Below are 19298 nucleotides of genomic sequence, written 5' to 3'. Positions count from 1 at the left end.
TCATCGAGACCACCTCCGGGTCGCCCGCGCCAGTTCGACCGCGAGCGGGCGCTCGCCCCAGTCGATCACCCGGATGCCGTGGCTCCGGAGCCCGCGGAGGCGCGTGTCACGTTCGAGCCGGGCGAGCCGGTGGGGGGCGGTGTCGTCGATCGTCGGATCGGGGCTGATCAGCGTGAGCTGGTGGCCGTAGGCGTCGAGCCGTTCGGCGACCGACGCGATGTAGTCGTCGGTGACGGGACTGAACAGCACGATCTGTGCGTCCGCCGGGAGCCGCCGGCGGAGTCGTCGCAGCGAGATCGAGGGGTAGAACGGCCCCTCGGCGGGGGAGACCGAGAACGCCGCGTGATCCGCGAGCAGCCGGCGGGCGGTCGCGCGGTGCTGTTCGCCCGTCGCAGGTGCGAGCCAGCACTCCTCGGGCCCGAAGCTCGCGATCCCCACCCGGTCGCCCGTCGAGAGTAGGGCCGAGAACGCCTCGCCCGCGGCCTCGACGCTCCGCTCGACGGCGTTGGGCGTCTCCTCGTCCGGCGTGCGGTACGCCTCCTCCCGGCTGTCGATCAGCAGCACCACCGTCGCCGCCCGCTCCTCGCGGAACGACACCGTCGAGAGCTCGCCGCTCCGGGCGTAGCGGTTCCAGTCCACCCGCGAGAGCGGGTCGCCCTGCCGGTACTCCCGGGTGGAGTGAAACTCCAGCCCGGAGCCGGCCACGTCGGTCGCGACCCGGCCGGAGTACGGCGTCGTGAGCCCGCGCAGGGGGAGGTCGCTGCTGGCTTCGAGCGTCGGGAGACAGCGCATCGTCGTCGTCGCCTCGACCTCGACGGTACGTTCCTGCGAGCCGCTGGCGTTGCGGACCACCGCCGTCAGCGGCTGCCACTCGTGGCGCCCGCGGCTCGTCGTCACGGTGTAGCTGAACGTCGCGCGCTTGCCCGGCCGGAGTGCAGTGCCCAGCCGCGCGGCGCCGTCGGTGACGGAGAGCCCCGGCGGTACGCCGTCGATCAGCCGGAGATCCGGCAGCGTCGCACTCCCCTCATTCTCGACGGTGACGGTCACCGTGACCTCCGCGTCTGGCGTCGGCGACTCCTCGGACAGCTCCCGTTCGACGCTGAGGGCGGCCGGCGGGGCATCGCCGAGCCGGGCGTACGCCGAGAACCCCACGCCGACCAGCGCGACGAGGAACAGCGCGGGCCGCTGGAACGGCAGCCCGAACGCGAACGCGACGAACGCCAACGCGCCGATCCCCGCCCAGTGCTCGGTGTCGACGGCGTCGACGGCGCTCATCGGCCACCCCCGGACGCGATCTCGTCGACGACCCGAACCGTCCGATCGAACGCCGCCTCGTACTGCGAGAACGGCGCCGCCGCGAGCAGGCGCGCGCGCTCGGCGGGGGCGAGCCCCACGTCCCGGCTCAGGAACCACGCCGCGACCGGGTCGTCGGTCCACTCGCCGTCCTCGATGCGGTCGTGCGCCTCGCTCTCGGGACACCCCTCGGCGTCGGCGATGGCCGCGGCCGCGACCGCGACGAGGCGTTCGCGAACCTGATCGCGGGAACGGTTGGCGCCGCGGGAGCGGTTGCTCGCAAAGCCCATCAGCTCGTGGAGATCGTCGCCGGGTGTCGGCGCCTCGTAGCGCCGCTCGGGGTCGCCGGTCTCCGTCTCGTAGATCGGCGTCCGGCGCCGGGCGAGGACGGTGCTCACCGACTGGATCCCGGCGGCGACCGCGATCAGCAACACGAAGATCCAGTTGCCGGGGAACAGCCCCGCGAACTCCTGCTGGAACGAGACGAACAGCCCCACGAGCACCGCGACGGCGCCGAGGCCGGCGAGGGCACGCCTCATTCCTCGCCCTCCTCGGCGTAGCTGTCCTCGATCCGTCGGAGCGCCGCAGTCGCGCGCTTTTCGCGTTCGTCGGTGACTTTCTGATCGCCGTACCGCACTTCCTCGAACAGGTCGGTGAGCTCGCGCACGTCGTCCGGCTCCATCCCGGCCTCGACGGCTGCGGTCGCGAACTCCGCCGGCGTCGAGGACTCGGGGTGTTCGACCGCGAGGTGGGTGGTCATCTCGACCCAGGCGCGGAACACCTCGTTGTCGAAGGCGTCGCCGGCCTCGATCCGGTCGGCGGCCTCGCCGGCGAGCCGGCCGACCGCCGCGATGTCGCTCACTTCCTCCTCGTCGTCGGGCTCGCGGTCGACCTGTGAGTTGACGATGTCGTCGGCCGACGCGACGTACAGCAGTACGATCGCCGCGAGCACCAGCACGACGAGTACGACCACGAGCAGGACCGACGGCTGGCTGGTCGCCGTCTCCGCGGCGCTGCCGAGCCCGCCGCTGCCGCCGGCGCTCCCGTTTGCGGTCCGGGTCTGGTTGGCCGTCTGTCCCGCCGGCGACGCTTCCTGGATCGTCTGGCAGGTCCCGAGCGCGTACCAGAGCATGTAGACGATCGGTCCGTAGAGAACGGCCGTCACGAGCCCCATTCCCGGCGAGTCGGTTCGCCACCACACGTAGCCCGCGAACACGACGACGGAGCCGAACAGTAGCAGCTTCGCCGAGAGGGTCTGGAGGACGGTGATACAGGCACCGCCGACCTGTCCGCCGAGTTGCATGGGGCTGCCGCCGGTCGCCGAGCTCGCGTTGCCGTCACCGCTCCCACCGCTCCCGCTCCCGAAGCCGCTCCCGCTCCCGGACCCGATGCCGGAGCCGGAGTCGGTCTCGGCGGGGTTCTCCAGCGTCGCACCCGCGGCGCCGATCGCGAGGAGGGCGAGGAGGGCGAGGACGATCGCGACTGCAGTGTCCCGCTGCACGGTGCGTGGTTGTAACAACCGAGGTATAGTGGTTTCGTTGACGAAAGCGATCGTCGTAGGGAACGCCGACTGCGCCGAGCGTGCCGGCACCGGCCCGCTTGATACGTGTGGCGCCCGAACGGCCCGGTATGCCCGAGATCGGAGTCGTCGGCGCCGGGAGCGCGGCCGCCGCCGCGACGTTCGTCCTCGACGATGCGCTGCCGAACGCCGACGTGACCGTCCTGGAGAAGTCCGGCGGGCTCTGTGGCCGCGCGGCGACCCGCCGACACGGCGAGCTACGGTACGACTACGGCGCGAACTACGTCACGTCCGACAGCGATCGCGTGAGCGAACTCCTGACTCGAACGCTCGACGACGACGGCCTCGTCGACGTGACCGAACGGATCTACACGTTCGACGAGACCGGCGAGGTACAGCCGGGCCGGGAGTCGGACGGTAACAAGTGGTCCTACCGAGAGGGGCTGACACAGATCGCCAAGCGGCTGTTCGGCCGAACCGACGCCGAGATCCACCGTCGAACGCGGGTCGAGACGCTGCGGCGCGATTCGGCAGCCGAGACGTGGACGCTCGTCGACACGGACGGCGAGGTGTGGGGCCCCTTCGACGCCGTGGTCCTGAACCCGCCCGCGCCCCAGACCGCCGAGCTGCTTCGCGGGGCCGAGTGGGAGTCGCCGGTTCGGGAGTCGCTGGTCGCGGCGGTTTCGGACGTGCCGTTCCGGACGATCTGGACCGCCGTGCTCCACTACCCCTTCGAACTCGACCTGCCGTACTACGCGCTCGTCAACACGGACAAGGAGCACGAGGTCGGGTGGCTCTCCCGCGAGGCGTGCAAGCCCGGCCACGTCCCCGACGGCGAGTCGCTGCTGGTAGTGCAGGCCAACCACGACTGGTCGGTCGAGCACTACGACGACGACCCGGCGGCGAACGTCGACGCGCTCGCGACCCACGCCAGCGAGATCGTCGGCGACGAGCGGTTGGCCGACCCCGACTGGACCGACGACCAGGGGTGGCGCTACGCACTGCCCGAGGACGGCGCGCTCGCCGGTCCGCTCGACGCCGCCGAGGCCGAAGGGCTGTACTGTACGGGCGACTGGGTTGCCGGCGAGGCCCGCCTCCACGCCGCGCTGGAGAACGGACTGGAGGTGGGCGAGGCGCTCGCGACGGCTACTCGAAGGTGAGGATCTCGATCCCGTCGGTGTCGTAGTCGGTCATCGCCGCCAGCCGGGCGGAGACGTCCTCCAACCCCACCTCGCGGCCGACGAGCGCGCCCGGGTCGAGCGTGCCGTCGTCGACCATCGCGAGCAGTTCCTCGAAGCGCGCGGGCGGCATCCCCCGCGAGCCGAGCCAGTCGATCTCCCAGCGGGTCATCCAGTCGGTCGGCAGCGACACCTCGCCCTTCTCGGCGTCGGTCGTCAGCCCCACCTGCACGTGGGTGCCGCGGGAGCGCAGACAGCGGACCGAGTTCCGCGCGGTCTCCGCGCGGCCGAGCGCGTCGAGGCTGACCGCAGCGCCGCCGTCGGTGAGCTCGTGGATTCGCTCAACTGCGTCCGCGTTGCTCCCGTCGACCGTCTCGCTCGCGCCTACGTCCGCGGCGCGGGCGAGCGCGGCGTCGCTCACGTCGACCGCGATCGGTCGCGCGCCGAGCGCGTCGGCGATCTGGACCGCCGAGAGCCCGACGCCGCCGCAGCCGTGGACCGCGACCCAGTCGCCGCCGCCCACGTCGGCGCGGTGGGAAAGCGCGTGGAACGCGGTCATGTACCGGCAGCCGACCGCGGCCACGTCCCGGAAGCTCACGCCGTCGGGCAGCGTCTGGAGGTTGTGGTCGGCGTGGGGGACGCCCACTTTCTCGGCGAACGCGCCGGGCACGTCTGACTCGAACCCCAGCGCGAGGCCGTCCTCGCAGGTGTTCCCGTGGCCGGTCCGGCACTCCCCACAGCCCCCGCAGCCGAGGCTGAACGGGACGACCACGCGGTCGCCGACCGCGACGCGGTCGACGTCCTCCCCGACCGCGACGACCCGACCCGCCGGCTCGTGGCCGAGCACGTAGTCCAGCGGCACCTGATCGTCGGCCCACTCGCCGTGGCCCTGCCAGGCGTGCCAGTCGCTCCGACAGATCCCGCACGCCTCGACCTCGACGACGGCGCCGTCGGGCCCGGGCTCGGGGTCGGACAGTTCGGTCACGTCGAGCGGTTCGCCGTACTCGCGGAGCACTGCGGCGCGCATTTGGGCGGGGTTGGAGTGGGGTGTGGGTAGGGTTGTCGGTGGGGGTGGTTTGAGGCGAGTTCGGTCCCGCGTTCAACTCCCGGGAACGGTAGGCGAGTCGAGGGTGTCAACACCGTCACAGCACCTAAACGCCTCCGAGCCCTCTCTCCCGCATGAACGTTCTCGTCACGGGGGCGACCGGGTTCGTCGGGGGGCTGCTGGTCCCGGCGCTGCTCGAGGCCGGCCACGACGTATCGGCGCTCGTCCGGGACCGATCGACGTACGACGCCCCGGAGGGCGTGACCGTGTTCGAGGGCGACGTGCTGGAGCCGTCGGGGCTGGACGAGGCGCTGGCGGGCGTCGACGCCGCCTACTACCTGATCCACGCGATGGGCGGCGGTCGCGGCTTCGAGGAGCGCGACCGGCGGGGGGCACGCAACTTCGCGAACGCGGCCGAGCGGGCCGGCGTCGACCGCGTGTTCTACCTCAGCGGCCTCGGCGTCGACGGCGACGACCTCTCGGCCCACCTGCGATCTCGGCGGGAGGTCGAGACGGTGCTCGACCGCGGGGCGTACGACCTGACCGTGCTCCGGGCGGCGATCATCGTCGGCGCGGGCAGCGCCAGCTTCCGGATCGTCCGCCAACTCGGCTCGCGACTTCCGGTGATGATCACGCCACGGTGGGTGTCCACCCGGGTCCAGCCGATCGCGATCGACGACGTGATCGCGTATCTCGTGGGCGTGCTCGACGAGCCCGAGACCGCAGACGGGACGTTCGAGATCGGCGGCCCGGAGGTGCTGACCTACCGCGAGATGCTCGCGGCCGTCGGCCGGATCCTGATCGGGCGGGAGCCGTGGATCGTCCCGGTGCCGGTGCTCACCCCGCGTCTCTCGGCGTACTGGGTCGATCTCGTCACCGACGTGCCCGCGGGGGTGGCGTACCCGCTGATCGACGGGATGGCGACGGACGTGGTCGTGACCGACGACCGGATCCAGTCGCTGGTCCCGATCGAGAGAACCCCCTTCGAGGCGGCCGTGGAGCAGGCGCTCGACGAAGAGGCCGCCGGCGAGGGGCGCTGAATGGCGCCGGATCTAGGAGAGACCTGGGTGTACGAGAGCCTCGTGAGCGCGGTGCCGGGGCTGGATCTCTCCGACCGGGCCGCGCTGCTCACGCAGTTCGTCGTCTTCGAGGCGATCGTCCTCGCGGTCGCGGCGGTGTACGACCTCTGGACGGCGGTGCCGGCCGGCACCGCGGCGATCGTCGTCGCGGTCGCGGGGAGCTGGCTGATGCTGACGTTCAGCCGGACCGTCCGCCGGATCCAGCCGCCGAGAACGTACCGCCGGCTGCTGTTCGGTTCCAGCATCGAGCTCGCGCTCAGTGTGATGGCGTTCGTGCTGTTCGTGACGTACGTGTTCGTCGTCGATCCGCGGGACGGCGGCTCGTTGGTCACGGAGCTGTTGGGCCCGGAGCCGCCTGCCGTCGCGATCGTGCTGCTGCTACTGATCACCTGGGACGTGATCTACCGGATCGGCGCCTGCTGGTGGGCGACGGTCGTCGGGCTCTGGCGCGCGCTCCGGTACGGGTTCGACCGCGAGACGACGCGGACGCTGACACGCCTCGACGCGCTCAACGTCGCGTTCGCCGGGGTACAGGTCGCGATGGTGCCGTTCGTGCTGGGCCACCCAGTGCTCGTCGCCGCGGTGGTCGGCCACCTGTTCGCCGTCGTCGTCGTCTCGGCGGCGACGGTGGTGCTACAGCGGCGCGCGGTCGGCGCCGGCGAGTGAGCGACGACTCTCGATAGCCGACGACGCACGACGCTCGGTCGCGTAAATCCGATATTTTCAGAGATGAATTCTCCGTCAAAACTCTTAAACAAGAGAACGGAACAACGGTCTCCAAGACCCCATGTCCACTACGGAGCCACGGTTCGACCGCGTGCCTGCCCCAGCCCCGCCACAGCACGGCGACGCGTGGTACGCCCCCGACACGCTCGCCCAGTACGAGAGCACGCCCGGCGTCGTCGCCACCGTCTCGCGGAACGGGGACGACGAGCGGACCGCCGAGTTCGCCTACGACGCCCGAGAACCGCCCCTCTCCCCGAGCGAGCGCGCCGAACTGGATCGGGTCCGCGACCACTTCGCCGGGACCCGGCGCCGGCGGCCTCTCACGCGGCAAGGCGCCGTCGAGCGCGCCGAGTCGGGGCTCTCGCCCAAGTACGAGCGCGCCCTCGACGGTCTACTCTCGGGCGGCGCGGGCGCGCGACGGCGGCTGCACTACCACGCGCTTCGGGATCTCCGCCTGCTCGGCGACGCCACGCCGCTGGCGCTCGACGACGAGGTGGGTGTCGCCGACAGCGAGGCGGCCGCCGACGGCAGCCTCGTGGTCCACACCACCGACTTCGCACCCGCAGTGACCGATCTCGACGCCGACAGCGCGTTCGTCGACCGGGTGGCCGCCGAGCGGCTGCGGCGCTACGAGGTCGAGTTCGCGGGCTACCCCGTCCCTGTCGTCGTCTACCGCGACGGCATGCTCGGGAGCGACCGGTTCGCCACCCGGTACGCGGTGCTGGAGCCGGACCTGCTCCCGGGCGACGAGGCGCTCATCGAGGAGTGTAAGGAGCGCGTCTGGGAGACCAGCACGGAGGACGTGATCGGCGGCGGCACCGACCGCCGCGCGTTCGTCGCCGAGCGCGCACGGCGGCTGCTCTCCCGACGACTGACCGGCCGCAACACCCGCGAGTGGCTGGCGTCGGCACGCTACCGGATCCGGTCGGCGCTGGCGGATCTCGGCGTGGGGCTGCCGCCGGTCGACGATCGCTACGCGGCGGATCGGCTGGACGACCTCGTCTACCACGTTCTCCGGGATTACGTCGGCGAGGGGCCGCTGACAGTGCCGATCCGGGACCCGAACCTGGAGGACATCGAAGCCAACCGCGTCGGCGAACGCGTGAAAGTCGTCCCGAGAACCGAGATCGCCGGCGGTGGCCGGGTGCCGACGAACCTCGCATTCGATACCGAGAGCAGCTTCGTCAACGTCGTTACCCAGCTCGCGGCGAGCGACGGGGTCGAACTCGACGCCTCGAACCCCAGCGCGAAGGTGAACCTCGACCCGTCGGGCGTCGCCGAGACGGTGCGATGTGCGGTCGCGCTGCCGGTCATCAGCGAGGGGGGCCCGCACGTCTCCATCCGGAAGCAGGCCGCCGAGACGATGACGCCCGTCGACCTGCTCCGGAACGACACGCTGTCGGCCGATCTCGTCGCGCTGCTCTGGCTCTGCTACGAGCATCAGGGCGTGGTGCTGTTCTCCGGGCCGACCGGGGTGGGGAAGACGACACTGATGAACGCGCATATGCCGTTCGTCCCCTACGACGACCGGCCGGTGTCGATCGACGAAGGGTCGCGAGAGGTCCGCCTGCCCCACGAGACCGGCGTCTCGCTGACGACGCGGGACCACGAGAGCGAGTACAAGCGTGTCACGATGGCGAACCTGATGACCGAGTCGAACTACCTCAACCCCGACACGGAGGTGATCGCGGAGATCAACACGCCCGAGAGCTTCGAGACGTTCGCCGAGACAGTCAACACTGGCCACGGCGTCGTCGGCACCACCCACGCCGAGGACGTCCGGACGCTCGTGAACCGGGTAGTCGAACAGGGCGTCCCCGCCTACCTGCTCGAAGAGATCGACCTCGTCGTCTTCCCGCACCGCTCCGGCGGCGATCGCTACGTCGCCCGGGCGGTCGAGTTCCTCTCGCCGGAACAGGCCGAGAAGCTCCCGCCCGGCGCGGGAGAGGTGATCGAGAAGGGCGACACGACGATCCACGTCAACGAGGTGTTCGCCCGCGACGTTGCCGGGGCGTTCACCCTCTCCGGGCCGACCGACCCCGCGACCCCCGACGACCGCGGGTTCCGGCTGTTCCACCGGATCGCCGCCGCGACCGATCGCTCGCCCGACGCGGTCGAGCAGGAGTTCCGGCGGAAGCGTCGCTACGTCGAGTTCCTCGACGACGAGGGCGTCCGGGAGTTCGACGAGCTGTTCGACCTGCTCGCGGATCTCCGGACCGACGAGGCGGCGACGGTCGAACGCCTCCGGCGGACCGCGGTCGCCGACGGCGGCGACGAGGAGGACGAACGATGAGCACCGAGCGCGGTCCCCCCAGCGCGGTCGACGCCGACGCCACGTCCTCTCGCCTCTCGGCGCTCGACCGGACGCTGTACACGCTGTTCGCGAGCGAGGCCGACGCCGCGCGCCACAGCGCTCACCGCGAGCAGTACCGTGGCACCGACCTCGGGGTCGGCTTCGACGTGTACGTCGCCCGACTTCACGGGCTCGCGTGGTTGGCGGCGGTGCTGGCGGTCGTGCCGACACTCACGATTGCGCTTGCGGCGCCGCCCGGCACGTACGACGCGGTCGCGGGACTGCTCGCGCGGGTCGCGCCCGTCGGCGTCGCTCCACGACCGCCCCGCCTGCTCGTCGGCGCCGTCGTCGGAACGTTTGTCGGGGTCGTGAGCCGCCGCAGCGTGATCGCGCTCGGCGGTCGCTACCTCGGTTGGCTGGCCAGCGCCCGGAAGGCCGACATCGAGCGCACGCTCCCCGGCGCCGCCCGCTACCTCCACGCGCTCTCCTCCGGCGCCGACGGGCCCCGAGCGATGCTCCGAAAAGTCGCCGAAAACGACGCCTACGGCGAGACCGCAGTCGCGGCGCGGAAGGTGCTCAACACCGCCGCACTCACCGGTAGTTTGGACGAGGGGCTTCGCCGGGTCGCCCGCGACACGCCCTCCCGAGACACACTCGCCCCTTTCCTCTTGAAGTTCCGCGAGCACAGCGAGCAGGGCGGCGACGCGCTCGCGAACTACCTCGGCCTCGAGGCTCGGATGCTCGGCCACCAGCGCTCGCAGGCCCAGCGACGCAACGAGGGGTTCCTCGAACTGGTCGCGGAGCTGTTCGTCGTGCTGCTCGTGATGCCCGCGCTGCTGGTGGTCGTGCTCACCGTGATGAGCGTGCTCGCGCCGGGGCTCTCGGCACCGATATCGACGCCGTTGGGGTCGGTCACCCAGCGTGCGGCGCTGATTTACGGCGCCGCCGGGTTCGTTCTGGTCGTCGGTGCCGGCGCGGCGGCGACGGTCGGGCACCTCCGGCCCACCGAGCGGCAAGTGACGTACAGCCGACCCGGGGGGGCGATCGCGACGCTGCGCTCGGCGGCGACCAACCCCGCGAGCGCCGCGCTCGTGCTCGCGCCGCTGGCACTCGTGGGAATCGGTGCGGGACACGTCGCTCGGATCCATCCCCTCGGCTCGCTGCTCGCGGGCTACGTCGCGTGGGGCGTCCCGGTCGGCGCCGTCGCGGTCCGCCGCGCGCGGATCGACGACGCGAAAGACCGGGAGATACAGGAGTTCGTCCACGCCGTCTCGGGCCACGTCGGGCTCGGGCGGCCGTTCGGCGAGGCGGTCGAGCTGGTGGCCGAGGACGTGGATCTCGGCCCGCTACAGGGGGACGTGGCGTCGCTGGCGTTCGACCTCTCGCTGTCGGACAGCCCCGACGGGACGGACCGCCGGACTGCGGCGCTGTCGCGGTTCGTCGACCGGGTGGGCACGCCGCTCGCGGCCCAGACGATGGGGCTAGTGACGGGCGCGCTCGACGCCGGCAGCGACACCGAATCGGTGTTCGAGACGCTCCAGACCGAGGTCGGACAGCTGCATCACGAGAAGAAGGCGCTGCGGAGCGATCTCGCGGTGTACGTCGGCGTCGGCTGGGTGACGGCGCTGCTCGTCGTCGCGATCGTCCTCGCCGTCGACCTCTACGTGCTCGATGGGTTCAGCCAGCTGTCGGCGATGCCCGGCTCCGCCGGGTTCGCGCTGGATCCGAACGCGATCCAGCCCGAACGCGAGCGGTTCCGGTTCGCGGTCGTCGCCGTCGCGACCTCGATCGCCGCGGGCTGGTTCGCGGGGATGGCCAGCCGCGGTCCCTACGACGCGCTGCTGCACTCCAGCCTGCTGGCCGGGCTGACCGCCGCGGTGTTTGCGGGGGTGGGGCTGGCGTGAGCGACGGGGCGTGCCGTCGAGCACAATCGCAGCGCGGCGGCGACAGCACTCCATGCCGCCGCGCGCAGTCGCACGTCGTCGGTGTCGCACTCCTCCTCGCGATCACGACGATCTCGATGGGCGCGCTCACCGCGGGTGTCGGGAGCGTCGTCGAGAGCAACGCCGCGGCGGCCGACGCCGACCGCGTGACCGACTCGCTCGCGGCGATCGACCCTTCGAAGTCGACGGGCGTAGAGCGTCACGACCTCGCGTTCGGCGAGGGGCGCCTGACCGTCGAGCCACGGACGGTCAGACTGCTCGACGGCGACGGCGTCGTCGCCGAGCACGAAGTCGGCGCGATCGTGTTCGAGGCGGGCGATCACCGGGTGACGTTCCTCGCCGGCGCCGTCGCCCGCGGGGAGGGGAACGCCTCGATACTGGACGAGACGCCGCCGATCGCGACCGGCGACGGGCTCCTGCTCGTCGGGCTCCCCGTCCTGAACGCGAACGGCACCGCCTCGGTCGCCGGGGAGGGCGTGTCGGCGACACTGCGAACCGACACGGGCCACGACCGCCGTAAACTCGGCCGCGGCGAGTACCGCCTCGCGGTCGAAACCGCGACGCCGGGTGCGTGGGAGCGCTACTTCGCCGAGACGAACGCGAGCGCGAGCCGCCGGACGTTCGCCGGCGACGAGCACGGGAGCGTCGTCGCCGCGTTCCCCGGCGAGCGGACGGGGTATCTCGTGGTCCACGAGACCGAACTGGGGGTGGAGACGTGATCTCGGACGATCGAGCGGTCACGCCGGCGGTCGGGAAGGCGCTGGAGGTCGGGATCGTCCTGCTGTTCGTCGGCGTGATGACGACCGCGCTGTACGGCGGTGCGGTGCCCGACTACCGCGACGCGGTCGGCGCCGAAGTCGGCGATCGTGCGGTCGTCGCAGCGGCCGAGCGAGTCGAGAACGCGGTGCCGCCGGCCGCGAGGGACGTGCGGACCGTCCACGGCGTCGACCTCCCACGGTCGATCCGGGGCGAGAACTACCGGATCGCCGTCGAGAACCGGACGCTGGTGCTCGATCACCCCGCCGCAGCCGTCGACGCTCGCGCCCGGCTCGCACTCCCCGACCGCGTCGAGTCGGTCGACGGCGCGTGGCGGAGCAGCGACGACGCCGTGGTGGTCGTCACCGGCGATCGCGGGGGGATGTCCGTCGAACTCACTGCACGCGCGGAGCTCGGGGGTGAGCGATGAGCGACGCCCGCGGGCAGGCGAACCTGCTCTCGCTGGCGGTCGCGCTCACCGCGCTGGTGTCGGCGACGGCGCTGGGGCTGGTGATCGCCGACGGGGCGTTGGCGGGTGCCGACCGCGAGGCCGGCGAGCGCCGCGCCGCGGGCGCCGCGGCCGAACGGCTCGTGAGCGCCGACGCGACGACCGTCCGGGAGAACGTGCTCGACCGAGGGGCGGTCGAGGCGCTCTCGCTGTCCGACCTCGGCGCGCTCGCCCCGCCGGTCGCGAACCGCTCGGTCCGAGTCCGGCTCGATGGGGAGACGATACTCGAACGCGGTGATCCCACCGGGACGACCGTCGAGCGAGTGGTGCTCGTCGCCGAGCGGACGACGCGCTCGCGATCGGTCGCCGTCGGCGACGGTGACGGGCTCACGCTTCCCCGTCGGACCGACCGCGTCGAACTGACGTTCGGCCCCGGATCGACGGTTGAGACGGTCCGGGCCAACGGCCGGGTCGTGCTCCACGATCCCGGCGGGCTCGTGGGGCAGTTCGTCGTCGAACCCTCGCGGTACGAGACGGTCACGCTCGACTTCGAGGGCGGCACGGCACAGGTCGGCATCGAGTCCCGGCCGCTGCGAACCGAGAAAGCCACTCTCCGGGTGACCGTCGATGGCTGACCGCGGCCAGCTCTCGCTCACGATGGTGGAGGCCGGCGTCGGGGTGCTGCTGCTGTTTGCGGCGACGGCGACGTTCGCGCTCGGGCTGCCCGCCGCCGGTGTCGACGAGGCCCAGCTCGACCGCTACGCGGAGGACGCCGGGACGGTGCTCTCCCGCGAGCCGCCCCAGCACGGCGGGCTGACTCGGCTCTCGGAGGTGACGCAGTCCGAGTCGGGGTTCGAGCGCGAGCGGGCGGCGCTCGCCCACCGCGTCGAGCGGATCCTGCCGGAGAACCTCATGTACCGGGTCGAGACCCCACACGGCGCCGTCGGCTTCCGGCGTCCGACCGGTGTGCCGACTGGCCGCGCGACGGTCCCGACCGTTGGTGGCCGGGTGATAATTCGGGTGTGGTACGCGTGAGACGAGGAACGCGGGTTCGGGGGAGCGACCGCGGGCAGACGGTGCTCGTCGCGGCGGCGATGCTGGCGCTGGCGCTGATCCCGCTGGGGTTTGCGTACCTCCAACTGGGGTATCACGAGGACGTGGCGGCGTCGACGGCGCCCGAAACGCCCGGAAGCGAGACGGTCCGCCTGCTCGAACGCGCGGTGTACGACGCCGGCGGCGAAACGGTCGGCCACCCGTGGGAGGGTCGGGCCGGCGCGGTCGCACAGGTGAACGCGTCGCTCGCGCCACGGGAGCGGGATATCGAGGCCGCGCAGGTGAAACGGGGGGTCGCGGTTCGGATCGAGCGCAACGAAAGCGCCGCGGACGCGTGGGCAACGGAGCACTGCCCGAGCGACTCGGGACGGCTGTTCGGCGACTGTGAGGCGATCGGCGGGATGGTGGTGCAGGAGCGAGCGGGCGAGACGCACCTGTTGGCGGTCGCGTACGACATCAGTGTCGTCGACGGCCGCGGGGAGACGGCGCTGACGGTCGTCGTTCGGGCCGACGGCTGACTGGACGGCGTCCGTCGGCGAAACCACCGTCCGACACCCCGCGGTAGGGCGTCGACGGTCACGGAAGCGGCGGCCGGCAGGAGCGGTGTCCGGCTAGTTCACTTTGCGGGCAAACACGAGGTTGCCCGAGACGTTGTTGACCCGGGCGCGCACCGTCTCGCCCTCCTCGGCACCGGAGACGAACATGGTGTACTCGCCGCGCTTGGCGACGCCGTCGCCCTTGCGGCCGGTGTCGGTGATCTCGACCTCGTACGTCTCGCCCTCCTCGATGTCGGTGGAGGTCTCCTGACTGCTGCTCGTGGACTGCTTGGTGACCGGGCGGAACGCCCCACACGCCTCACACCGTAGCATCATCGTCCCGTCCTCGTTGACCAGCCGGGTGTCCGGGAGGCCACACTCCGAACAGCGGACGAACTCCTCGATGTAGCTGTCGATGGCGCCCTGGAGGTCCCGCTGGGAGAAGCTCCCGTTGTAGCGCGAGCGGCCGTCCTCGAACTGGCCGGCGGTGCCGAGCTCGCTCTGGATCTCGCGGTGGAGGTGTTCGGGCTCCCGCGAGAGCGCGTCGGCGATCTCCTTGAGGTTGGTGAAGCGGGTGAACGCCCCGTCTTTCTGTACCGTCGGGTCGGGGACGCTGAGTCGCTCGTCGCTCCCGCCCAGTTCGGGCACGTTCTCCAGCGCCCGATCGAGTTGCTCCTCGTACTCCATACGCGTGATAACCGGCGGAGGAGGTTTATGACTTCCGAGGAGACGGCGAAGGTGTGAATCAACGCGTGCGCGAGCGCGGGCGTAAACGGCCGCACGACCGTCGCTCCGACGGGTCTGGGGAAACTACTTAACGGGTGCGACCCAACCATTCCGGTGTGAGCAAGATCACCTTCCGCGCCGACGACGCGCTCGTCGAGCAGTTGGACGCGCTCGACGCGTCCAAAAGCGAGGTGATGCGCGAAGCGCTCCGGGAGTTCCTCGACCGCCACCCCGACGTGGGCGGCGAGCGGGAGGTGAGTGGAGACGCAGCCGACAGTAGCCAGTCGACGGCCGACGACGGACGAGCGGCGACCGCACCCGAACTCACCGTCAACATCAACCTCGACGGGGAGGCGAGCCTCGACGGCGCCGACGGGGCGAACGTCGACCTCGCGACAGAGGCAGCCGACGACGAGGAGGCGTGTAAACAGTGCGGAGCGGCCGTGAGCGCCGACCACTCGTTCTGCCCCAACTGCGGCGAGGAACGACAGCGGCGGGCACACTGCGAGTGCGGCGAGGAGATCCGCTCGGACTGGACGTTCTGCCCGGGCTGTGGCCGTCGCAGCCCGACCTCCGAGCTGTTCGACCGCGCGTAGCCCGTGTCTGACAGCGTCGTCGGACGTCTTACATACGGCCGGAACCGGCGGAAGCTTTTTATCAGATAGCTACGTTGGTGTGCACGCGTAAGACGGTCGTCTTACAGAGCCGGCGGGGCAGGGAACCCGGCCGGGCGGGACTGTAGGCGACGGCTCGCGCCGGTTCGTCTTACCGGGGGAAACCAACATGGAGCGTGTCACACTGCGAATTCCACGACAGCAGGTCGAAGAGGTCGAACAGATGGTCGAGACTGGGGAGTTCCCCAACCGTAGCGAAGCGATTCGCTCGGCCGTCCGTGAGATGATCAACGAGAACGACACGGCCGACGGCGGCCGTGATCGCAGCTGGGCCAAGGTGTAATACATGCAGGACATCGTTCAGGACGCACTCGACAACGCGGAGGCCGAGCAGCGATCGATGCAGGACGTCGAGACCGACGACGACGAGTTCGGGGATCCCCGGATCGTCATCGTCGGTGCCGGCGGGGCGGGGAACAACACGATCAACCGCCTCTACAACATCGGCGTCGAGGGCGCCGAGACCATCGCGATCAACACGGACAAGCAGCACCTGAAGATGATCGAAGCCGACACGAAGATCCTCGTCGGCAAGTCCCTCACCCAAGGGCTCGGTGCGGGTGGCGACCCCGAGATGGGCGAGCGCGCTACCGAGATGGCCCAGGGGACGATCAAGGAGGTGCTCGGCGACGCGGACCTCGTGTTCGTCACCGCCGGGATGGGCGGTGGCACCGGCACCGGTGCCGCGCCCGTCGTCTCGAACATCGCCAAGGAGCAGGGTGCGATCGTCGTCGGGATGGTCTCGACGCCGTTCAACGTCGAGCGCGCCCGTACCGTGAAGGCCGAGGAAGGGCTGGAGCGGCTCCGTGACGAGGCGGACTCGATCATCGTGCTCGACAACAACCGGCTGCTGGACTACGTCCCGAACCTGCCGATCGGGAAAGCGTTCTCCGTGATGGACCAGATCATCGCGGAGACGGTCAAGGGCATCTCGGAGACCATCACCCAGCCGTCCCTGATCAATCTGGACTACGCGGACATGTCCACGATCATGAATCAGGGCGGCGTCGCGGTGATGCTGGTCGGCGAGACCCAAGACTCCAACAAGACCGACGAGGTGGTCAACGACGCGATGAACCACCCCCTGCTGGACGTGGATTACCGCGGCGCCACCGGTGGGCTGGTCCACATCACCGGCGGTCCCGACCTCACCCTCAAAGAGGCCGAAGGGATCGCCGACAGCATCACCGAGCGGCTGGAGGCCAGCGCCAACGTCATCTGGGGCGCCCGGATCCAGGAGGAGTACAAGGGGAAAGTGCGAGTCATGGCCATCATGACTGGTGTCCAGTCGGCGCAGGTGCTCGGGTCGGGCACGCAGCAGCAGGCCAACGAGTCCCGACGGGCGCTCAACGAGGACGATCTCGAGAACGTCGACTTCGACGCCAAGAGTAACGCACAGGAGGCAACCCAGCGCGGCGGCGCGGCCCGCGACGGCGGCGGCCGCGACCACGACGACAGCAACAGCAACGTCGACGTCATCCGCTGACGTCGTTCTCCCCGTTTTTTCACGACCGGCCAGCCGCGGCTACACCACGTCGCCGCGGACGGTCGCCCCGTCCTGTTCCGCACGGCGCCGCTGGACCGCCTCGGCGGCGGCGCGCGCGTCCGCCTCTTCGGCGCCGAGCATCTCCAGCGCCTCCGGCAGCGTCGGGAAGGCGAGCTCGCCCGCCCGGAGCTTCTCGATCGTCTCGGTCTCGCGTTCGCCGTCGATCCAGAGGCAGGCACCACGGGGGTCGAGCACCTGTTCGTAGGCCTCCCGATCCAGCGCACCCTGCAGCCGTTGGGTGACGTTGTCGCCGAACGGGGCGTTACACACTTCGAGGTGGATCGGTTCGTCGGGGTCGGTGAGGTGAGCAGCCAGACACTTCTCGGGTGCGGCGTAGCCGTTCTCGCTGGCGCGCAGGGAGTCCGGGAACTGCTCGGCCCACTCGGCGCGGACGGTGCTGCCGACGCCTTTCACGCCGTACTCCCGCTCGAAGCGGTCGGCGGCCTCGTCGTCACTCTCCAGCAGGATGTCCTTCGTGAGGTAGACGTCGAGGCGGTCGACGGGGTCGAGCCCGAGCGCGGCGTCACCGTAGAGCCAGACCTCCCGGACCGGGACGGGCATCGTGTCGGACTCGACCGTGTCGAGCAGGCGCTCGATACGGTCGAGCGCGGCGGTACGCTCCATGGTAGGAGGGAGCGCCGGCGGCATCAAGAGCGTGTCGGGCCGACTACTCGCCGACGAGATCGAGCACCGCGTCCACGTCGTTGTCGACCGGCTCCGGGTCGTCGCTGGCGGCGGTCGCGGCCTCGGGGTCCTTCAGCAGGTGGCCGGTCGTCAGACAGACCACGCGCTCGTCGGCGTCGATCTCGCCGCGCTCGCGGAGCTTTCGGAGCCCGGCGACCGAGGCCGCGGAGGCGGGCTCGACGCCGATCCCCTCGCGTGCGAGCTCGCGCTGGGCCTCGGTGATCCGCTCGTCGTCGACGGCGACGGCGGTCCCCCCCGTCTCCCGGACGCCGGGCAGCGCTTTGGGCGCGTTCACGGGCTCGCCGATCCGGATCGCGGTCGCCCGGGTCTCGACGTGGTCCCAGCGTTCGACACCCTCGGTGCCGTTCTCGATCGCCTCGACGAACGGGGCGGCGCCCGCCGCTTGGACGCCCGTGAGCTTGGGCACGTCCGCGCGTTCAAGCGCGCCGGCCTGGATGAGTTCGCGGAAACACTTGTACAGCGCCGCAGTGTTGCCCGCGTTGCCGACCGGGAGCACGATCCGGTCGGGGAAGCCGCCCTCCTCGTCGCGGAAGCGTTCGAGGATTTCGAGGCCGATGGTCTTCTGTCCCTCCAACCGGAAGGGGTTCAGCGAGTTCAGGAGGTACGCCTCCCCGCGGTTCGCTAACTCCTGGACGATGTCGAGACAGTCGTCGAAGTTGCCGTCGACTTCGAGAATGCGCGCGTCGTGGATCGCGGCCTGTGCGACCTTGCCGGCGGCGACCTTTCCCGCGGGGAGGAGGACGAGCGTCTCGAGATCCGCGCGGGCGCCGTAGGCCGCAAGGGCGGCGGAGGTGTTGCCCGTCGAGGCGCAGGCCAGTCGGTCGACGCCGACCGCCGCGGCGGCGCCGACGCCGACGGTCATGCCGCGGTCCTTGAAGCTCCCCGTCGGGTTCATCCCCTCGTGCTTGACGCGGAGGCGGTCGAGTCCGAGGTCGGCCTCGATCCCGGGCACCTCGTAAAGGGGGGTGTCGCCCTCGGGGAGACTGACGCCACAGGGGTCGGCGGCGCTCTGTCGACCGCCGTCGCCTGCGGGGTTCTCGGGGTCGACGGGGCCAGTGCGGCCCGTCTCGAAGGGGAGCGCGTCGGCGTAGCGCCAGACACCCCGGCCCGAGAAGTCGTTCCAGTCGGGCAGGTCGGCGTAGTGGACTTCGAGCAGGCCGCCGCAGTCGTCACACGAGTACCGAACCGCCGCGAACGGCGGGTAGGTGGCGCCACAGTCGATACAGGAAAGCCAGCAGTCGGCGTCGACGCCGTCGGGCCGGGTCGGCGCCGGGGCGTCGAGCGAGAGCGCGTCGGTCATCGAGACGGAGTGGGGGCGCGGGGGAGAAAAGTGGGGCGGCGATCAGTCCCCGCCGAACTCGTCGATGCGGTCGTGGACACGCTCGACCCACTCGTCCAGCGCCTCGTGGAGCATCCCCTTGGCTTCGGGCAGCGGGACGGCGGTGTACTCGTACACGTAGCCGCCGGGGTCGAGCAGGCGGCGCCGGCGCTCGACCAGCCCCTTCTCCAGCAGCGTCGTCAGCGAGCGGTTGACGTTGCTGCGGTCGCGGTCGAGCTCGTCGGCCAGCTCCGCGACGGTGCTGTCGGGGTTGTCCAGCAGGACGAGATAGGTTCGGCTCTCGTGGTCCTGCACGCCGAACACGCAGGAGAGGATCGCCCGGAAGTCGGGGGAGTCCGTCTCGACGAGGTCGGGGATCGCCGGGCTGCTCGCGCTGTCGCTCATACCCGGCCGTCGGCCGGCCGACGCTAAAAGCCGAGTGGCATCGGCACCGGCCGTG

The 19298-nt window shown here is 71.0% G+C and carries 21 protein-coding genes; 13 read left to right on the top strand and 8 right to left on the bottom strand.

The window, feature by feature from the left end; all coding sequences use genetic code 11:
* Genes BN1959_RS01315 through BN1959_RS01305 form a run of 3 tightly spaced genes read right to left on the bottom strand, consistent with a single transcriptional unit; the run spans position 1 to position 2794 of the window.
* Complete coding sequence (locus BN1959_RS01315) at positions 1–1275, bottom strand: DUF58 domain-containing protein (protein WP_053946930.1); 1275 nt, start codon at positions 1273–1275, stop codon at positions 1–3.
* Entirely contained in the window at positions 1272–1832 is a 561-nt protein-coding gene (locus tag BN1959_RS01310; RefSeq protein ID WP_053946929.1) for a DUF7269 family protein, read from the bottom strand. The genes BN1959_RS01315 and BN1959_RS01310 overlap by 4 nt, the downstream gene beginning before the upstream one ends.
* Complete coding sequence (locus tag BN1959_RS01305; RefSeq protein WP_053946928.1) at positions 1829–2794, bottom strand: DUF4129 domain-containing protein; 966 nt, start codon at positions 2792–2794, stop codon at positions 1829–1831. The genes BN1959_RS01310 and BN1959_RS01305 overlap by 4 nt, the downstream gene beginning before the upstream one ends.
* 128 nt (positions 2795–2922) lie before the next feature.
* Here BN1959_RS01305 and BN1959_RS01300 point away from each other — a divergent pair, with 128 nt between their 5' ends.
* Positions 2923–3972 (top strand): NAD(P)/FAD-dependent oxidoreductase, encoded by a 1050-nt coding sequence (locus BN1959_RS01300; RefSeq protein WP_053946927.1) that lies wholly within the window; start codon positions 2923–2925, stop codon positions 3970–3972.
* On the opposite strand, the gene BN1959_RS01295 is transcribed toward BN1959_RS01300, so the two are convergent.
* Positions 3959–5017, bottom strand: coding sequence for a zinc-dependent alcohol dehydrogenase family protein (locus tag BN1959_RS01295; RefSeq protein WP_053946926.1), 1059 nt, complete (start codon positions 5015–5017; stop codon positions 3959–3961). The two genes, BN1959_RS01300 and BN1959_RS01295, sit on opposite strands and share 14 nt — an antisense overlap.
* Before the next feature lie 152 nt (positions 5018–5169).
* Between BN1959_RS01295 and BN1959_RS01290 the strand changes: the two genes are divergently transcribed.
* From BN1959_RS01290 to BN1959_RS14585, 9 genes are all read left to right on the top strand, one after another.
* Positions 5170–6075 (top strand): NAD(P)H-binding protein, encoded by a 906-nt coding sequence (locus BN1959_RS01290; RefSeq protein WP_053946925.1) that lies wholly within the window; start codon positions 5170–5172, stop codon positions 6073–6075.
* The gene (locus BN1959_RS01285) at positions 6076–6780 is read left to right on the top strand and encodes a DUF7530 family protein (protein ID WP_053946924.1); all 705 of its coding nucleotides are present in this window, start codon (positions 6076–6078) and stop codon (positions 6778–6780) included. It abuts the gene before it with no gap.
* 121 nt (positions 6781–6901) lie between these two features.
* Positions 6902–9133 (top strand): type II/IV secretion system ATPase subunit, encoded by a 2232-nt coding sequence (locus tag BN1959_RS01280; protein ID WP_053946923.1) that lies wholly within the window; start codon positions 6902–6904, stop codon positions 9131–9133.
* A complete protein-coding gene (locus BN1959_RS01275; RefSeq protein WP_053946922.1) occupies positions 9130–11037 on the top strand; it encodes a type II secretion system F family protein in 1908 nt (635 codons plus the stop codon). The genes BN1959_RS01280 and BN1959_RS01275 overlap by 4 nt, the downstream gene beginning before the upstream one ends.
* Complete coding sequence (locus tag BN1959_RS01270) at positions 11034–11795, top strand: DUF7289 family protein (RefSeq protein ID WP_202594629.1); 762 nt, start codon at positions 11034–11036, stop codon at positions 11793–11795. The genes BN1959_RS01275 and BN1959_RS01270 overlap by 4 nt, the downstream gene beginning before the upstream one ends.
* Positions 11792–12262, top strand: coding sequence for a DUF7266 family protein (locus BN1959_RS01265; protein WP_154018201.1), 471 nt, complete (start codon positions 11792–11794; stop codon positions 12260–12262). The genes BN1959_RS01270 and BN1959_RS01265 overlap by 4 nt, the downstream gene beginning before the upstream one ends.
* On the top strand, positions 12259–12915 hold the full coding sequence (locus BN1959_RS01260; RefSeq protein WP_053946921.1) for a DUF7263 family protein: 657 nt from the start codon (positions 12259–12261) through the stop codon (positions 12913–12915). Before BN1959_RS01265 ends, BN1959_RS01260 begins: the two co-directional genes overlap by 4 nt.
* Positions 12908–13315 (top strand): DUF7262 family protein, encoded by a 408-nt coding sequence (locus tag BN1959_RS01255; protein WP_053946920.1) that lies wholly within the window; start codon positions 12908–12910, stop codon positions 13313–13315. The genes BN1959_RS01260 and BN1959_RS01255 overlap by 8 nt, the downstream gene beginning before the upstream one ends.
* On the top strand, positions 13312–13851 hold the full coding sequence (locus tag BN1959_RS14585; protein WP_154018200.1) for a DUF7261 family protein: 540 nt from the start codon (positions 13312–13314) through the stop codon (positions 13849–13851). Before BN1959_RS01255 ends, BN1959_RS14585 begins: the two co-directional genes overlap by 4 nt.
* Positions 13852–13944: 93 nt before the next feature.
* Here the strand turns inward: BN1959_RS14585 and BN1959_RS01245 are convergent, their stop codons facing one another.
* On the bottom strand, positions 13945–14556 hold the full coding sequence (locus BN1959_RS01245; protein WP_053946918.1) for a translation initiation factor IF-2 subunit beta: 612 nt from the start codon (positions 14554–14556) through the stop codon (positions 13945–13947).
* Positions 14557–14711: 155 nt separating this feature from the next.
* On the opposite strand from BN1959_RS01245, the gene BN1959_RS01240 reads away from it, so the two are divergent.
* The 3 genes from BN1959_RS01240 to ftsZ all read left to right on the top strand — a co-directional run bounded on the left by BN1959_RS01240 (position 14712) and on the right by ftsZ (position 16755).
* Positions 14712–15191 carry a double zinc ribbon domain-containing protein gene (locus BN1959_RS01240; protein WP_053946917.1) on the top strand — a complete coding sequence of 160 codons (480 nt, stop codon included), beginning with the start codon at positions 14712–14714 and terminating at the stop codon, positions 15189–15191.
* Positions 15192–15378: 187 nt separating this feature from the next.
* Positions 15379–15552 (top strand): ribbon-helix-helix domain-containing protein, encoded by a 174-nt coding sequence (locus tag BN1959_RS01235; RefSeq protein WP_053946916.1) that lies wholly within the window; start codon positions 15379–15381, stop codon positions 15550–15552.
* Between the two features lie 3 nt (positions 15553–15555).
* Entirely contained in the window at positions 15556–16755 is a 1200-nt protein-coding gene (gene ftsZ / locus BN1959_RS01230; protein ID WP_053946915.1) for a cell division protein FtsZ, read from the top strand.
* Between the two features lie 39 nt (positions 16756–16794).
* Here the strand turns inward: ftsZ and BN1959_RS01225 are convergent, their stop codons facing one another.
* Genes BN1959_RS01225 through BN1959_RS01215 form a run of 3 tightly spaced genes read right to left on the bottom strand, consistent with a single transcriptional unit; the run spans position 16795 to position 19243 of the window.
* Positions 16795–17439, bottom strand: a complete 645-nt coding sequence (locus BN1959_RS01225) for a DUF7095 family protein (protein WP_053946914.1) — start codon at positions 17437–17439, stop codon at positions 16795–16797.
* A gap of 43 nt (positions 17440–17482) precedes the next feature.
* Complete coding sequence (gene thrC, locus BN1959_RS01220; protein WP_053946913.1) at positions 17483–18820, bottom strand: threonine synthase; 1338 nt, start codon at positions 18818–18820, stop codon at positions 17483–17485.
* 42 nt (positions 18821–18862) lie between these two features.
* On the bottom strand, positions 18863–19243 hold the full coding sequence (locus BN1959_RS01215) for a helix-turn-helix domain-containing protein (protein ID WP_053946912.1): 381 nt from the start codon (positions 19241–19243) through the stop codon (positions 18863–18865).
* Positions 19244–19298: the final 55 nt, after the last annotated feature.

Origin of the sequence: Halolamina sediminis, assembly GCF_001282785.1 — an archaeon.
GTDB lineage: Archaea > Halobacteriota > Halobacteria > Halobacteriales > Haloferacaceae > Halolamina > Halolamina sediminis.
The sequence above is the reverse complement of the archived record's forward strand: the minus strand, read 5'-3'. Positions and strand labels throughout refer to the sequence as shown.

What these genes read in the sequence shown, in the direction of transcription:
- BN1959_RS01215 (WP_053946912.1), bottom strand. Translation starts at nt 19,243, where the DNA reads ATGAGCGACAGCGCGAGCAGCCCGGCGATCCCCGACCTCGTCGAGACG.
- BN1959_RS01245 (WP_053946918.1), bottom strand. Translation starts at nt 14,556, where the DNA reads ATGGAGTACGAGGAGCAACTCGATCGGGCGCTGGAGAACGTGCCCGAA.
- BN1959_RS01280 (WP_053946923.1), top strand. Translation starts at nt 6,902, where the DNA reads ATGTCCACTACGGAGCCACGGTTCGACCGCGTGCCTGCCCCAGCCCCG.
- ftsZ (WP_053946915.1), top strand. Translation starts at nt 15,556, where the DNA reads ATGCAGGACATCGTTCAGGACGCACTCGACAACGCGGAGGCCGAGCAG.
- BN1959_RS01300 (WP_053946927.1), top strand. Translation starts at nt 2,923, where the DNA reads ATGCCCGAGATCGGAGTCGTCGGCGCCGGGAGCGCGGCCGCCGCCGCG.
- BN1959_RS01235 (WP_053946916.1), top strand. Translation starts at nt 15,379, where the DNA reads ATGGAGCGTGTCACACTGCGAATTCCACGACAGCAGGTCGAAGAGGTC.
- BN1959_RS01315 (WP_053946930.1), bottom strand. Translation starts at nt 1,275, where the DNA reads ATGAGCGCCGTCGACGCCGTCGACACCGAGCACTGGGCGGGGATCGGC.
- BN1959_RS01290 (WP_053946925.1), top strand. Translation starts at nt 5,170, where the DNA reads ATGAACGTTCTCGTCACGGGGGCGACCGGGTTCGTCGGGGGGCTGCTG.
- BN1959_RS01260 (WP_053946921.1), top strand. Translation starts at nt 12,259, where the DNA reads ATGAGCGACGCCCGCGGGCAGGCGAACCTGCTCTCGCTGGCGGTCGCG.
- BN1959_RS01225 (WP_053946914.1), bottom strand. Translation starts at nt 17,439, where the DNA reads ATGGAGCGTACCGCCGCGCTCGACCGTATCGAGCGCCTGCTCGACACG.
- BN1959_RS01255 (WP_053946920.1), top strand. Translation starts at nt 12,908, where the DNA reads ATGGCTGACCGCGGCCAGCTCTCGCTCACGATGGTGGAGGCCGGCGTC.
- BN1959_RS01310 (WP_053946929.1), bottom strand. Translation starts at nt 1,832, where the DNA reads ATGAGGCGTGCCCTCGCCGGCCTCGGCGCCGTCGCGGTGCTCGTGGGG.
- BN1959_RS01275 (WP_053946922.1), top strand. Translation starts at nt 9,130, where the DNA reads ATGAGCACCGAGCGCGGTCCCCCCAGCGCGGTCGACGCCGACGCCACG.
- BN1959_RS01285 (WP_053946924.1), top strand. Translation starts at nt 6,076, where the DNA reads ATGGCGCCGGATCTAGGAGAGACCTGGGTGTACGAGAGCCTCGTGAGC.
- thrC (WP_053946913.1), bottom strand. Translation starts at nt 18,820, where the DNA reads ATGACCGACGCGCTCTCGCTCGACGCCCCGGCGCCGACCCGGCCCGAC.
- BN1959_RS01295 (WP_053946926.1), bottom strand. Translation starts at nt 5,017, where the DNA reads ATGCGCGCCGCAGTGCTCCGCGAGTACGGCGAACCGCTCGACGTGACC.